This window comes from Microbacterium sp. CCNWLW134 (assembly GCF_037083565.1).
In the GTDB taxonomy this organism is placed as follows: domain Bacteria; phylum Actinomycetota; class Actinomycetes; order Actinomycetales; family Microbacteriaceae; genus Microbacterium.
Map to the genome: position 1 here is coordinate 63255 of NZ_JBAOJU010000001.1, position 14305 is coordinate 77559.

The following is a 14305-nucleotide window of genomic DNA, read 5'->3' on the forward strand; positions in this document are numbered from 1 at the left end:
TCTGTGAGGATCCTCGAGCCGTTACCGAGGCTCTCCGCAGCCCTGGACGAGGGTGCAGGCAGGCTTTGTTAGCATGGCCGGGTTTCCAGCGTCGTTGCGCTGTGATCCCGCCGGTCGGCGGGCGGATGTGCGGGGAGGGGATACGGTGACGACTCGCCTGCCCTCCGCACCCCCGATCCTGCCGGGACTGTCGTACATCCGGCCCCTCGGCTCGGGTGGCTTCGCCGACGTCTTCCTCTACGGGCAGGACATGCCCCGGAGGGACGTCGCGGTCAAGGTCCTCCCCAGCGACGTGGGCGACCCCGAGCTGCGGCGCATGTTCAACGCCGAGGCCGACGTCCTCGCGCACCTGTCAGCACATCCGTCGATCGTGACGGTCTACCAGGCCGGGATCTCCGCCGACGGCCGCCCGTACATCGTGATGGAGTACTGCCCCGGGTCGCTGGCCCAGCGCTACCGGATCGAGCGGATGCCGGTGGACGAGGTCCTCACCATCGGTGTGAAGATGGCCAGCGCCCTGGAGTCCGCCCACCGGGCGGGGCTCGTGCACCGCGACGTCAAACCCAGCAACATCCTCGTCACCACCTTCGGTGCCCCGGTGCTCGCCGACTTCGGCATCTCCTCCTCGCTCGCGCGGGTGACCGCCGGAGAGGTGCTGGCGATGTCGATCCCGTGGAGTGCCCCCGAGGTGGTCGCCGAGGAGACGGCCGGAACGATCGCCAGTGAGGTGTGGAGTCTCGGCGCGACGATCTACTCGCTGCTGGCGGGCCACAGTCCGTTCGAGCGGCGCGAGAAGGGCCAGAACACCAAGGAGCTCCTCCGGCGCCGCATCGCCAAGGCCAGCTACACCCCGATCAACCGGGCCGACGTGCCCGATGCCCTGCAGGACGTGCTGGCCCGCGCGATGAGCCGCGACCCGCGTGAGCGCCACACCACCTCGCGAGGGTTCGCCGACGCGCTCCGCGAGGTTCAGGCGGGGCTCGGCCTGTCGCCGACCCCCCTGGAGGTGCCGGTGGCCGACTGGGCCGCGGGCGGCGGCATCGACCTGTCCGACGACGCCCTGCGGGGCCCGGCGCGCAGCCGTCTCGAGCGGGAGGTGACCCGAAAACGGACCGCGACGACGGGGGTTGCCTCGCTGCTGCGCGACGAGGACACCTCGCTGTCGTCACCGGCCCCCGCGCCCGCACCGCACCGCGCCCTGCCGTGGATCCTCGGCGGTGCCGGCGCCGCTGCGCTCATCGCCGTCGTCCTCGCCGCCCTCCGTGCGGCAGGGGTGCTGTGATGGCGGCGCGGCGGGCTCGACCCGCGCACGCCGTGCGTCCCCGCGCGGCGCGGATCCCCCGCCGCGGCCCTCTCCTCGCCCTCGTGGCGGGCGGTGTCGCGGTGGCCACGGTCGTGGTGGCCAGCATCGTCTGGCCGGGGCTCGACGCGCAGGAGACCCCGCCGGTGGACACGTCGGTGTGGGCGCTGCAGACCGGCGAGGGCACGCGCTATGCGCGGGTGAACACCTCGATCCTCGAGCTCGACACCGTCCGCACCGTCTCCGACCCCAGCCAGGTCGCCCAGTCCCGTTCGGGCACGTTCCTCTTCACCGGAAGCAACAGCCGGGTGACCCGCGTCGACGAGGCCCTCCCCGTCGACCTCGACGACGAGGCCCTTCGCGAGTCGCCGAGCACCCCGGACGGCACCGTCGAGGTCGTCACCGCGGGCGACTTCGTGGTCTATCGGACCGAGTCAGGCGTTCTGTACACCGGCACGCTCGACGGGGGCGGCTCCGCCACACGGCTCGAGCCGTTCCCGTCCGACGACGAGGACGCCCCGTCGTACGCCGCCGACGCCGTCGCGCTCGATGACCGCGGCATCCTCCTGAGCTTCTCCGAGGGCGACGGCTCGGTCCTGACCTACGACATCGGCGCGTCCACCGTGCGTTCCCGCGACGCCGTGTCGATCGACGATCTCGCCGATCCCGCCATCACCGGCGCCGGCGATACGTGGGTGCTGGTGGATCGCGAGGACGGGTCGTACCTGGTGGAGGGGACGGATGCCGCGCGCCCCGCGCCGGTCACCGGAGCCGTGGTCGCCGGTTCCCCCGACCCCGACGGGGAGGCGGTGTACCTCGCCTCCGACACCGGGCTCGCGCGCATCCCCGTCGACGGCGGCGATCCCGAACCGGTGGTGGGCGACACCACGCTCCTCGGCACCCCGGCCCAGCCTCTCGTGCAAGACGGCGTGGTCCACGCCGCGTGGCTGGCGGAGGGGGACCTCGGCGGCCAGCTGTGGACCTCCGAGCGCGGCACCCTCAGCCCGCTCGACTACGCAGGGCAGGAGCTCTCCGATCAGCGGCGTCCGGTCTTCACGTCCAACGGCGACACCGTCATCCTCAACGAGACGCGGACGGGCTGGGTCTGGACCGTTCCCGAGGGGCGACTGGTCCCCTCCAGCCAGCAGTGGAGCCTCGAGGACGAGGTCGTCTCCGATGCGCAGCCGAGCGAAGAGCAGCTGAGCGTCGTGATCGACCCCAAGGCGCCGATCGCCGAGCCCGACGCGTTCGGAGTTCGCCCCGGAGCGCTCGTGAGCCTTCCCGTGCTGCTGAACGATCACGATCCGAACGAGGATGTCCTCAGCGTCGACCCGGCCTCGGTGACCGGGCTCGACCCCGGCTTCGGGACGGTGTCGATCACCGACGACGGCCAGCGCCTCGCGGTCCGCGTCGCTCCCGGGGCGAGCGGGGCCGCGAGTTTCTCCTACGCCGTGACCGATGGCACCGCCCCCGGCGGCCTCGCCTCGAGCCCGACGACGGTCTCGCTGCTGGTGGCCGGCGACGAGCAGAACGGCGCTCCCGTATGGTGCGGCGTCGAGCGGTGTCTCGCCGAGTGGCCGAGCCCCGAGGTCGCGCGGGGTGGCACGGTGACCGTGCCGGTCATGACGGGCTGGGTCGACCCCGACGGTGATCCGATGCTGCTGCTGTCAGCCGAGAACGCCTCGGGGGTCGGTAAGGTCGCCGCGACCCCTGCGGGGGACATCGTCTACCAGCATGCAGACGACGGAAGCGGCGCCGAGCAGCTCATCGAGATCGTCGTGTCGGTGGCCGACACCCGGGGCGCGGTGGCGACGAAGTCCCTGGTCATCCGGGTGTCGCCGCAGCCGACGCTGTCGATGCAGTCCTTCGCCGTCGTCGACATCGTCGGGGCGACCACCACCGTCGACGTCGGTCCCCACGTCACCGGCACCGCCGGAACCGTCCGCCTGGATGCGGTCCGCGTGCTCGATGACGCCCGCGCGAGCGCGACGATCGTCGGCGGCTCGACCTCGTTCGACTTCCGCGCCGAAGAGCCCGGAACCTACCGCGTCGATGTGACGGTCACCGACGGCACGACACAGGAGAACGGCACGGTGCGCGTCACAGCGCTGGCAGCGGATGCCCCGACCGAACTGGCCACGGCGCCGGTGGTCGCCTTCGTCCGCCCGCAGCAGGATGCCACGCTCGACATCCTGGCCGCGGTGTCGAACCCCACGAGGCGCGTCCTGCTCCTCAGCGACGTGCAGGCGCAGCCCGACGCCGGAGCGTCGCTGTCGTTCGACACGCTGTCGCAGAACTACCTGCGCGTGTCGGGTTCGACCGCCGACGGCTCGCCGGGGCGGCTCGGCACGATCACCTACACCGTCACCGACGGCACCGAGAACCAGGGCTCCTCGGTGGAGGGGCAGGCCACCGTCTACCTGCTGCCTCCCGCACCCGAGCTCGCTCCCATCGCGGTGGACGACACCGTCGTCGTGCGTGCCGGCACGCAGATCGACATCCCCGTGCTCGAGAACGACGTCGCCCCTGCCGGCGGACGCCCCACGCTCAACCCCGCGACGGTGACGTCGTCCTCCGCAGCGGCCCTGGCCTTCGGGTCAGGTGACGTGCTGCGCTACCTCGCCCCCGACGAGCCCGGCGAATACGCCGTCGACTACGACGTGTACACCACGGGTGCGCCGTCGCTGTCGGATCAGGCGCGCGTGATCGTGCAGGTGCTGCCCGATGACGAGAATCGCGCTCCCGCTCCCGACACCCTGGAGGGTCGCGTCCTCAGCGGCCAGTCGACGCGGATCGAGTTCGACGGCTACGGCGTCGACCCGGACGGCGACGCGGTGGCGCTCGACCGCATCATCGCCCAGCCGGAGTCGGGGGTCGCCACCATTTCGGCCGACGGCGACGCCATCGTTTACACCAGCGTGTCGGGCTTCAGCGGCCAGGTGACCTTCCCCTACCGCGTTGTCGACGAGTTCGGTCAGCGCGGCGAGGGCATCGCGCGCGTGGGCGTGCTCGACAGCGACGCCAACCCGAGCCCGGTGACCTTCACCGATTACGTGCAGGTGCAGGCGGGTGCCGAGAGCACCATCCGCGTCAACCCGCTCTCCAACGACAGCGATCCCACGATGGGAGAGCTGACGGTCGACGACGTGCGGCCCGACGTGCCCGAGACCCTCGAGGACGGCTCGGAGAACCCCGAGTTCGCCCGGCTCGAGGGGCGGATCCGGTCCGTCGGCGACAGCCAGGTCGTGATCGCGGCGGGAACCGAGCCCGGCACGATGTCGTTCCTCTACGACGTCTCGTCGAGCTCGGGCAACACCGGTCGCGGGCTCATCGTGATCACGGTCGTGCGCGAGAGCGTGCCGGACTTCCCGATCGTGGAGGACACCGTGCTCACCGCCGAGACCCGCGAGGACTTCGTCGACGGCGTCGACGTGCTCTCGGGGAACGTCTCCTGGTCGGGCGGCGACATCAACGACCTCGAGCTCGATCTCTGGGGCGAACCGGACGATGTCACCGTTCGCGGAGCGGAGATCTCGGGTCCCCTCCCCGACACCACCCGCGTCATCCCGTTCTCCGTCACCGGTGAAGGGGCCTCCGGCGAGGTGACCAGCTACGGCTTCCTCCGCGTGCCCGGCGACGCCGACCTGTCGCTGGCGCTGCGGTCGTCCGCGCGCCCCGTCGAGGTGCCCGAGCTCGAATCCGTCACCTTCGACATGGACGACCTCGTCGCCATCCCACGTAATGCCGACCTCGAGGTCGGCGACGACGTGCGGGCCTCCGGCGCGCGTGGCGAGGCGGTCTGCACCGCCGTCGGCGATGGGCAGATCCGGTACGACGCCGGGGCGGGGGCGCCGTGGACCGACGCCTGCCAGGTGCCGGTGCGCGTGGCCGGGACCGAGGACTTCAGCTATCTCGCCGTGCCGATCCTGGTCGAGGCCCAGGACCCGCAGCCCGAGCTGCGACCCGGCGCCCTCACCGTCGGACCGGGCGAGACCGCCACCTTCGATCTGCGGAACATGACCACGTGGCAGCTCCGCGAGGACTGGGACGGCATCGCGTACGCCCTGTCGTACCCGGGCGGCGCGTTCGAGGTGTCGCTCGAGGGCTCGATCGTCACCGTGACGGGCACCGACACCGCGGTGCCCGGACGCGAGGAGGTCGTCGGGGTCTCGGCGTCGAGCCACCCCAACACCGCGCCGTCGCGGCTCATCCTGCGGGTCGGCCAGGCGCCGTCGACCCTCCCGCAGGGCGGGTCGGTGACCCAGCAGTGCTCGCAGGCGAGCGGGTCGTCGTGCACCATCACGGTCATCGGCGGTGCGGGGGAGATCAATCCGCTGCCGCGCACGCCCCTCGAGGTCGTCGACGTCCGCCCGACGGGCGCGTGCGCGGGCGTGAGCTTCCAGGTGTCGTCGCCGCGCACGGTCGTGGCGTCGTGGGCGCCGGATGCTCCGGGGGCGACCTGTTCGGCGACGTTCTCCGTCGTCGATGCGCAGGGCCGGCGCACTGCCGGCGAGCGCGACGGCCGCCTGCTGCTGGATCTCCAGGGATTCCCGCGGCCGCCGGCCGCGCTCGTGCAGACGGCGTTCGGCAACGAGACCGTCACGCTTCGCGTCGACCCGGGCGACGCGCGGCTGGCCTACCCGGGGCTGAGCGGCTTCCGCATCCGCTTCAACGGCCAGGTGGTCGCCGAATGCGGTCCTGCCGGATCGTGCCCGGCCATCTCGGCGCCCAACGGCGAGCGACGCACCTACGAAGCGGTCGCGGTCAACGCCGTCGGCGAGTCGCGCGGGGCGGTGCGCACCGAGGCGTGGGCCTACGACGCCCCGCCCGCGCCGGCCGGGGTCCGGTGGACACCGCTGGAGACGCGCGGCGAGGGCGGCTACGTCTCGCTGCGGATCGAGGGGGTCGACCCCTCTCGCACCGGGTCGCTGGAGATCACCAGTCCCACAGGCGACCGGTCGGTGGTGAACGTCGGCAGTCGCGACACCACGGTCGAGGTCCGCTCGTACCGCGTGGGATCCAATGCGCCCACACCCGTGACGGTGACGCCGTATTCGCGCTTCGACCGGCCGCCCGGCCTCGGCGGTGGCGGGGTGAACGCCGGCGCGTCGGTGACCGTCAACGCCAACGGCGTGGGCGCGCCGCTGAACCCCGCGCTCGACCTCGACTCCGTCTCCGACGGGGAGGGCACCTCGACGATTACCGCGCGCGCGAGCGCGGGCCCGAACGGTACGGGGTCCACCCTCCGGTTCGGCATCGTGCAGGAGGGCGACCGCTGCGTCCCCGCCGACGGCGGGGCGACCGCGACCTTCCCCGGCTTCGAGGACGGCGAGGAGTACGAGTTCGAGATGTGCGTCGAGTCGGTCTACCAGGGCGAGGTCTACGGCACCGCGACCGCGACCGCGACGGTTCGCGCGGCGCAGTCGGCGGCGGCACCGACCGGGTACACCTTCGTCGTGGACGGTCGGCCGAACGTTTCGGGCAACCGGGCGGACTGGGTCATCCGAGACCAGCCGACCTCGAACGAGGAGATCCCCAACCGCAATCAGGTGCGCTTCTCCGGCCTGCCCTCGAGCGTCTTCGGACAGGACCCCCGCGTCCGGGTGTGGTACGAGCACCAGTTCTGGGGCACCCGCTCGGCCGAGGCGACCGTCACCGCCCGCGAGGGAAGCGCCCCATGGCAGATGACCGCGTCCTGGCGAGCGACCTCGTGCGTGGGCGGGAGCACCCTCACGCTCGTCGGCGACTCGTCGACCGGCCCCGGCGGCAACGGCGCGGCCATCACCTTCAGCCCGGCGAACCTGCGGTACTTCGACGCCGACGACAACGTCTTGCCGCACACCGCCGACTCCTTCGCTGTGCCGGTCGGGGCCGACCGTGTCGAGGGCATCACCGTGACTGTGGACTGGTCGGCTCGCGGCTGGGGCCTGCAGAACGTCACCGAACGGTTCCCGGCCGACTGCCAGCCCGGCGACGGCGGCGCCCCTCCCACCCCCTGATCTCACGCTCCACCGACAACCGAGGAACGACACGATGACCATCACGCAGGAGCAGGCCACCTGGTTCGCGCAGACCTTCAGCCAGCTCGCCGACAACGTCGAGCGGGCGGTGCTGGGAAAGCGCCACGTCGTCGAGCTGGTGCTGACGGCGATGCTCAGCGACGGCCATGTGCTCCTCGAAGACGTACCCGGCACCGGGAAGACTTCGCTCGCCCGAGCGATGGCGCAGTCGGTGCAGGGCACGAACACCCGCATCCAGTTCACCCCCGACCTGCTGCCGGGAGACATCACCGGCATCTCGGTCTACGACCAGAAGAGCGGTACCTTCGAGTTCCACGCCGGGCCCATCTTCGCCAACATCGTCCTCGCCGATGAGATCAACCGCGCGAGCCCCAAGACCCAGGCCGCGCTCCTGGAGGTCATGGAGGAGGGCCGGGTCACCGTCGACGGTGTCAGCCGCCAGGTGGGCGTGCCGTTCCTCGTGCTCGCCACGCAGAACCCCGTCGAGCAGGCGGGCACCTACCGGCTCCCCGAGGCGCAGCTCGACCGGTTCCTCATGCGGACCTCGCTCGGCTACCCCGACCACGCCGCGACCGTCCGCATCCTCGACGGCGCCGCGGTCGCCACCTCCGATCTGCCGGCGGTCATCACCCCGCAGGCCCTGGTCGGGATGGCCGATCTCGCCGCGAACGTCTACGTCGATGCCCTCGTGCTCGACTACATCGCGCGCCTGGTCGACGGCACCCGCTCGGCCGACGAGGTGCGGCTCGGCGTCAGCATCCGCGGCGCCCTCGCCCTCACCCGCGCGACCCGCACCCGCGCCGCCTCGCAGGGACGCACCTACGCCACCCCCGACGATGTCAAGGCGCTCGCCGTGGCGGTGCTCTCGCACCGCCTCATCCTCCAGCCCGAGGCGGAGTTCGACGGCGTGACACCCGAGGCCGTCGTCGGCCAGGTGCTGCTGGACGTCGCGCCCCCGACCCGTCGCGAAGCGACCGTCTGAGGCGCCCCCTCGAACCCATGAGCGCCACCGAGTCCCGCGTGACCCGCACCTCCCGCACCGGGGGGCGGACCGGCGCGGGCGGGCACACCCTGCACAGCACCGTGCAGGGGACGGGGCTGCAGAGCACCACGCAGCTGGCCCCGGGGGGACGCTCCGGTCGCCTCGTCCGCGCTGCGGTCGCCGTCACCGCGGCCGGGCGGGCCGTGGGCGACGCCTCGCGGGTCGCCGCCTCGTGGGCAGCGCGGACGATCCGTCCCGCGGGCGCGCTCGTCGCTCTGGCCGCCACGGTGGGCCTGGTGATCGGGATCGTGTTCGGCTGGACGGAGTGGGTGGTCGCCGGCGGCATCTCGCTGGTGCTGGTCGTCCTCAGCATCCCGTTCCTCTTCGGCGCCCGCGCCTACGACGTCGACCTCGCCCTCACGCACGAGCGGGTCGTCGCCGGTCAGGGGATCTCCGGTGAGATCACCGTCCGCAACGACAGCCGGCGGATCGCCCTCCCCGGGCGGCTGGACATCCCGGTCGGCCGGGGGCTGATCGAGTTCGGCGTGCCGCTCCTGCGTCCCGGCCACACCGTGGCCCAGCCGCTGGACATCCCCTCGCTCCGGCGCGGCATCGTACCGGTCGGGCCCGCGACGACGGTGCGATCCGACCCGCTCGGGCTCCTCCGTCGCGAGCACAGCTTCGACGACGTGCACGAGGTGTACGTCCACCCGCGCACCGTCGCCCTGCCCTCCACGAGCGCCGGTCTCGTCCGCGACCTCGAGGGGAGCCCCACCCGACGGCTCGTCGACGCGGACATGTCGTTCCACGCCATCCGCGAGTACGCCGCGGGCGATTCGCGCCGCCACATCCACTGGAAGTCCACCGCCAAGACCGGCCGGCTCATGGTGCGCCAGTACGAGGAGACGCGGCGCTCGCGCATGGCGGTCGTGCTCGGCGTCGCCGAGAACGAGTACCTCGACGACGACGAGTTCGAGCTCGCCGTCAGCACCGCCGCCTCGCTCGGCCTCCGTGCCGTCCGCGATGCCCGTGACCTCGACATCGCGGTGGGGTCGGAGATCCCCCGCGTCGTGCGGGGGCGGCTCCGCGCCATCCGTCACCTGCCGACCATCTCGCCGCGCGCGATGCTCGACGGCTTCAGCGGGGTCGAACGGCTCGAGAGCACCATGCCGATCGTCGATGTCTGCCGGCTGACGGCCGAGGCCAATGAGCGGCTGTCGGTGGCCTTCCTCGTCGTCGGGTCGACCGTGACCCTGCCACGCCTGCAGCAGGCGGCCCTGACCTTCCCCGCCGACACCGCCGTAGCCGCGGTCATCTGCGACGAGCGGGCCCACCCGCGCATGCGGGTGCTCACGGGACTCAGCGTCCTCACCGTCGGCACACTCGACGATCTCTCGGGCCTCCTGGTGCGGGGAGCGGCCTCGTGAGCCGGGTCGTCGAGGCGCCCGAGCGCGCCGCGGATCCCCGCGCGGATCGGCGGAGCGATCTCCCGCGCCTGATCGCCGGGGGTGTGTTCACCCTCCTCATGGTGCTCATCGCCGCCGTGGCGGCATGGCCGGTCTACCGGTCGACCTCGTTCATCCTCCTCGTGGCGGTCGCCGCCTCGCTCGCCGCCGCGATCGTCGTTCTCGCGCACCTGCGGCGATGGAGCGGATGGCTCGTGGCCGCCCTCCTGGCGGGCGTCTTCGTCGTCGTGGGCGTCCCCCTCGCCGTACCCACCCGCCTGACCGGCCCGGGGGAGTTCCTCAGGGGGCTCGCCGAGCTCGGTGCGGGGGCCGTCGTCGGCTGGAAGGACCTCGTCACCGTCGAGCTGCCGGTCGGGTCGTACCGCAACCTCCTCGTTCCCGCCCTCGTGGTCTTCCTCGTCGGCACGGCGGCCGCGCTCCGGCTGTCGTGGCGCGAAGACCGTCTCGCCTACGCCGCGGTGCCCGTGGGTCTGGCGATGACCGGCTTCGGCCTGCTCTTCGGGCAGGCCGTCGTGAGTCCCCCGCTCGTCGTCGGGCCGTTCACCCTGACCGCGCCCGTCGAGACGGCGGTCGGGGCCCTGGCGGTGCTCACCGGCATCCTGTGGATGGCCTGGCGGAGCCATGACGAACGCACCCGCGCCCTGCAGCGCGCGGCGCTCTCCAGCGGAGTCCGCATCACCCGCCGCCCCTCGCGGAGCGAGCGGCGGCGCACCCTGCTCGGCGCGGGCATGATCGTCATCGCCCTCGTGGTCGGCGCCGGGGTCGTGCCGCTCCTCGCTCAGGGCGGGTCGCGCGACGTGCTGCGCTCGACCACCGGACCCGACCTCGACCTCTCGCGCGAGGTCAGCCCCCTCGCCGAATACCGTGCCCTGTTCGCCGACGATCGGGCAGGCGACGTGCTCTTCACCGTCACCGCCGACGGGGAGCGCGCGCCCGATCGCGTGCGGCTGGCGACCCTCGACACCTACGACGGCGAGGTCTTCCGCAGCGGCGCCGACGCGGCATCCCGGTTCGTGCGGCTCCCCTCCGCGCTCGATCCCGGAGCCGGCACTCCGGCGACGGCAGGGATCGAGATCGGTGAGTGGGAGGGGATCTGGATGCCGACGCTCGGCCGGGTCGCTGCGGTGCGCTTCGGCGGCGATCGGGCTGACGCCCTCACCGACCGGTTCTACTACAACGCCGATCTCGCCGCGGCCGTGCAGACCGCCGACGGCGGGCTCGCACCGGGTGACCGGTACACGGTCGAGGGCGTCGAGCCCGCGCTCCCCGCCCTGTCGAGCCTCACCGCGCCGGGCGCCCCGAATGACGGCGCCCCGGCCGCACCCGAGAACCTCTCGCGGTGGGTCGAGCGGCACGCCGCCGGAGAAGGCGGCGCGGCCCTCGAGGGGCTCGTGTCGCTGCTGCGTGAGCGCGGCTATCTCAGCCACGCCCTCGAGATCGGCGAGCAGCCGCCGCTGTGGATGAGCGACCTGCCCGACTACCGGTTCCAGCCGAGCACCGCCGGGCACTCGCTCGCCCGCATCGACGACATGTTCGACACCCTCCTCGAGCGCGAGAGCGACCCGCGCGCCGCAGAGACGGGCAACTACGTCGCCGCGATCGGCGACGACGAGCAGTTCGCGGTCGCCGTCGCCCTGATCGCGCGAGAGGTCGGCTTCCCCTCGCGGGTCGTCGTCGGCGCGCGACTGGCATCGGCCGACACGGGTGTGTCGGTGTGCGAGGCGGGCGCGTGCCGCGCGCAGGACATCTCGGCCTGGACCGAGGTGCAGGGAAGCGACGGACGCTGGGTGCCCATCGACGTCACCCCGCAGTACGCGCAGTCGCCGAGCCTCGAGGTCACCGAGCAGCGTGACCCCGAGAACGTCACCGAAGTGCTCCCCGACCCGGTCGAGGAGGTCGTGCCGCCCGACCCGACGCAGGAGGACTCGGCGCGCGACGACACCGACGAGGACCAGGCGGGTCTGGACCTCGCGTGGCTCTGGCCGATCCTGCGGATCACCGGACTCGTGCTCCTCATCCTGGTGCTCGTCCTCGGGCCGTTCCTGGCGATCATCCTCGCCAAGTCGCTGCGCCGGCGGGGCCGGCGTCGTCGCGGAGACGCGCCCACGCGCGTGGCCTCCGGATGGGACGAGTACGTCGACGCGGCGGTCGACGCCGGCCGGGACGCCCCCGCGTCACTGACCCGAACGGAGTTCGCCGCCGGCCTCGATTCGCCGACGGGACGGGCGCTCGCGGTCACCGCCGATCGCGCGGTCTTCTCGCGATCCGACCTCTCCGACGCTGACGTCCGCGAGTTCTGGCGGGGCGTCGACGGGGAGCGGCGGCGGCTGCGCCGTGAGCGTGGCTTCTGGCGCGGACTTGCCGCGACCGTATCGTTGAGATCGTTCATCCGACATCTGTCGCCTGGGGGCGACAGCCCGCGCACCGTCGAGAGGGGGAAGCGCCGGGGACTCCTCCCTGCGCGCGCAACGACATGAGCGCAACCGACGCATCGCTGGTCGTGACACTGGGGGTCTCCAGCGCCCTCGTCGCGGTCGTGCTCTACGTGTGGACCGCCCTGGCTCTGGGCGCGGTCTTCCGCAAGTCCGGCGAGCAGAGCTGGAAGGCGTGGGTGCCGATCCTGAACATCGCGGTGCTGCTGCAGCTCGGCGGCTTCTCGGGGTGGCTGGTGCTCCTCCTGCTGCTGCCCGTGCTCGGGCAGCTGCTGGTGTGGGTGGCGATGATCGTCGCCTGCTACCGCATCGGACGGGAGTTCGGCTACGGCGCCGGGATGACGGTGCTGGCGGCGCTCCTCCTGCCGGTGTGGGCTTCGGTACTCGGCTTCGGATCGGCCCGGTGGGTGGGAACCGACGACGCCGGCCCGCGCCGGAGCGTCAACCCCGACCTCGGCGGCTCGGTCTCCGTGGCCGGCGGCTCGGACGAGGACGAGTTCGACGACCGGGTCTACGGAGTCCCGACCGCGCGCGGAGCGGTGTACACCCCGCTCCTTCCGGCCCCCGATTACGCCGGCTCGCGAGAGACGACCCGGAGTGAGGCGTCGTGGGAGGACACCGTCCGTGGCGCCGGCGCGGGGGAGGCCGCTGACGTCGATCTCGGCGATCCGGAACTGGACGAGGACTCCTCGACCGACGAGGCGCGCCGGTCGGCCCCTCCTGCCGCGACCCTCGCGGTCGAACCCAGCGACACGGCGCCGATCGCGACGGCGTCGGCCGGAGCCGGTCGGAAGTCCGGCGATGACGACGTGCTGAGTGGATTGTTCGCCGCGCCCGAGCCGCCGCGTTTCACCCCTCCCGCAGCGGAGGACGTGCCCGCAGCGGATCCGGCGACGGATCCCGAGCCTGCGCCGGAGGCCGCGCCGGCGGCATCCGACCCCTTCTCCCTCCCGTCGTGGCCGTCGGCGCCGGCCGCATCTCGACCTGACAGCCCGGTGCGTTCCGGACCGGTGTGGCCGTCGGTCGAGCCCTTCCGCCCGGTGCGGTCGTGGGACCCCGACCCGGCGGAGCAGCCCGCAGCGAGCGGGGATGTCGACGAGGCGCCCCCCGCCCCGCCGGTCGAGGGCGCCTCCGGGGCCGAGGCCGTCGCCGCGGGGGTCTCCGGCGCCCGCGCCGACGAGCGCGAGCCCGATGCCGCGTCGGAACCGGGCGGCGCTGCCGCCTCGCGCGCCGAGATCCGTCGTTCCGCGTCGGTGTGGAACGGATTCGTCCTCGACCAGGACGTCACCGGAGAGGTCACCGGAGCCGTCACCGGGGCGCCCGCACCGATCGCCGCCGTCCCCGGCGCCGTCACCCCCTCCGACGGCGCCGCTCCCTCCGACGGCGCGACGCCGTCCGCCGGCGGCGAGGACGTCCCGGGCATCCGTCGTCGCGGCACCGCCGATACGACGGATGCCGGCGAAGACGCCGACCCCGCGTCATCCGTCCCGCTCTTCCAGGCGCCCCTGACCCGGGTGCCGTCCGCAGATCCGGCTCCCGCGGCGGGCCCTGCACCCTCGGCGCCCGACGATGACGAGCCGTGGCGGCCCGCGCACTCGCCCATGCCCGAGTCGGAGCCGTTCCCCGAGACCTCGGGGCCGGTGTCGGCCATCGCGGGCGCGCCGGTGGCCGGTGCCCCCCGTGCCGCGGGCGGCGCGGTGTCGGCGCAGTACGCACGCCCCGGGGTGCCCGACCTCGACGACGGTCTCGACCAGACGATCGTCGCGCGTCGCCGCCGCACCAACTGGGCCGTCGTGACGCCGGCGGGGGAGTCGATCGCGATCTCCTCCGACGTCGCGATCCTCGGCCGCCGGCCCGCACCCGACGCCGAGTACCCGCGCGCCCAGCTGATCCGCATCGACGACTCGACGGTCTCGAGCACGCACGCGCGGCTCGAGCTGCGCAAGGACACCTGGTACATCACCGACCTGGGCTCCACCAACGGCGTCGTGTTCGCCACCCTGATGGGCACCGAGGTGGAGGCGCCCTCGGGCGTCGAGGTCGAGGCGGGCGACCGGTTCTTCCTCGGCGACGCCGAGATCCGTCTGGTGCGCAGCAACAGCTGA

6 protein-coding genes are annotated in these 14305 nt (G+C 73.0%); all 6 read left to right on the forward strand.

All coding sequences use genetic code 11. The annotated features are described in order from the left end of the window. Window positions 1-145: 145 nt before the first annotated feature. From V6S02_RS00275 to V6S02_RS00300, 6 genes are read left to right on the forward strand one after another with little or no spacing between them, the layout of a single operon-like run. Window positions 146-1282, forward strand: a complete 1137-nt coding sequence (locus V6S02_RS00275; RefSeq protein ID WP_336399404.1) for a serine/threonine-protein kinase — start codon at window positions 146-148, stop codon at window positions 1280-1282. Beyond that, window positions 1282-7299, forward strand: coding sequence for an Ig-like domain-containing protein (locus V6S02_RS00280; protein WP_336399405.1), 6018 nt, complete (start codon window positions 1282-1284; stop codon window positions 7297-7299). Before V6S02_RS00275 ends, V6S02_RS00280 begins: the two co-directional genes overlap by 1 nt. 34 nt (window positions 7300-7333) lie before the next feature. Further along, entirely contained in the window at window positions 7334-8302 is a 969-nt protein-coding gene (locus V6S02_RS00285; RefSeq protein ID WP_124291721.1) for an AAA family ATPase, read from the forward strand. A 17-nt stretch (window positions 8303-8319) separates the two neighbouring features. Then, window positions 8320-9729, forward strand: coding sequence for a DUF58 domain-containing protein (locus V6S02_RS00290; RefSeq protein WP_336399406.1), 1410 nt, complete (start codon window positions 8320-8322; stop codon window positions 9727-9729). After that, entirely contained in the window at window positions 9726-12245 is a 2520-nt protein-coding gene (locus tag V6S02_RS00295; protein WP_336399407.1) for a DUF3488 and transglutaminase-like domain-containing protein, read from the forward strand. The genes V6S02_RS00290 and V6S02_RS00295 overlap by 4 nt, the downstream gene beginning before the upstream one ends. Beyond that, the gene (locus V6S02_RS00300; RefSeq protein ID WP_336399408.1) at window positions 12242-14305 is read left to right on the forward strand and encodes a DUF5684 domain-containing protein; all 2064 of its coding nucleotides are present in this window, start codon (window positions 12242-12244) and stop codon (window positions 14303-14305) included. The genes V6S02_RS00295 and V6S02_RS00300 overlap by 4 nt, the downstream gene beginning before the upstream one ends.

Excerpts from the sequence above, each read along its gene's own strand:
- V6S02_RS00280 (WP_336399405.1), top strand. The coding sequence starts at position 1,282 with ATGGCGGCGCGGCGGGCTCGACCCGCGCACGCCGTGCGTCCCCGCGCG.
- V6S02_RS00285 (WP_124291721.1), top strand. The coding sequence starts at position 7,334 with ATGACCATCACGCAGGAGCAGGCCACCTGGTTCGCGCAGACCTTCAGC.
- V6S02_RS00290 (WP_336399406.1), top strand. The coding sequence starts at position 8,320 with ATGAGCGCCACCGAGTCCCGCGTGACCCGCACCTCCCGCACCGGGGGG.
- V6S02_RS00300 (WP_336399408.1), top strand. The coding sequence starts at position 12,242 with ATGAGCGCAACCGACGCATCGCTGGTCGTGACACTGGGGGTCTCCAGC.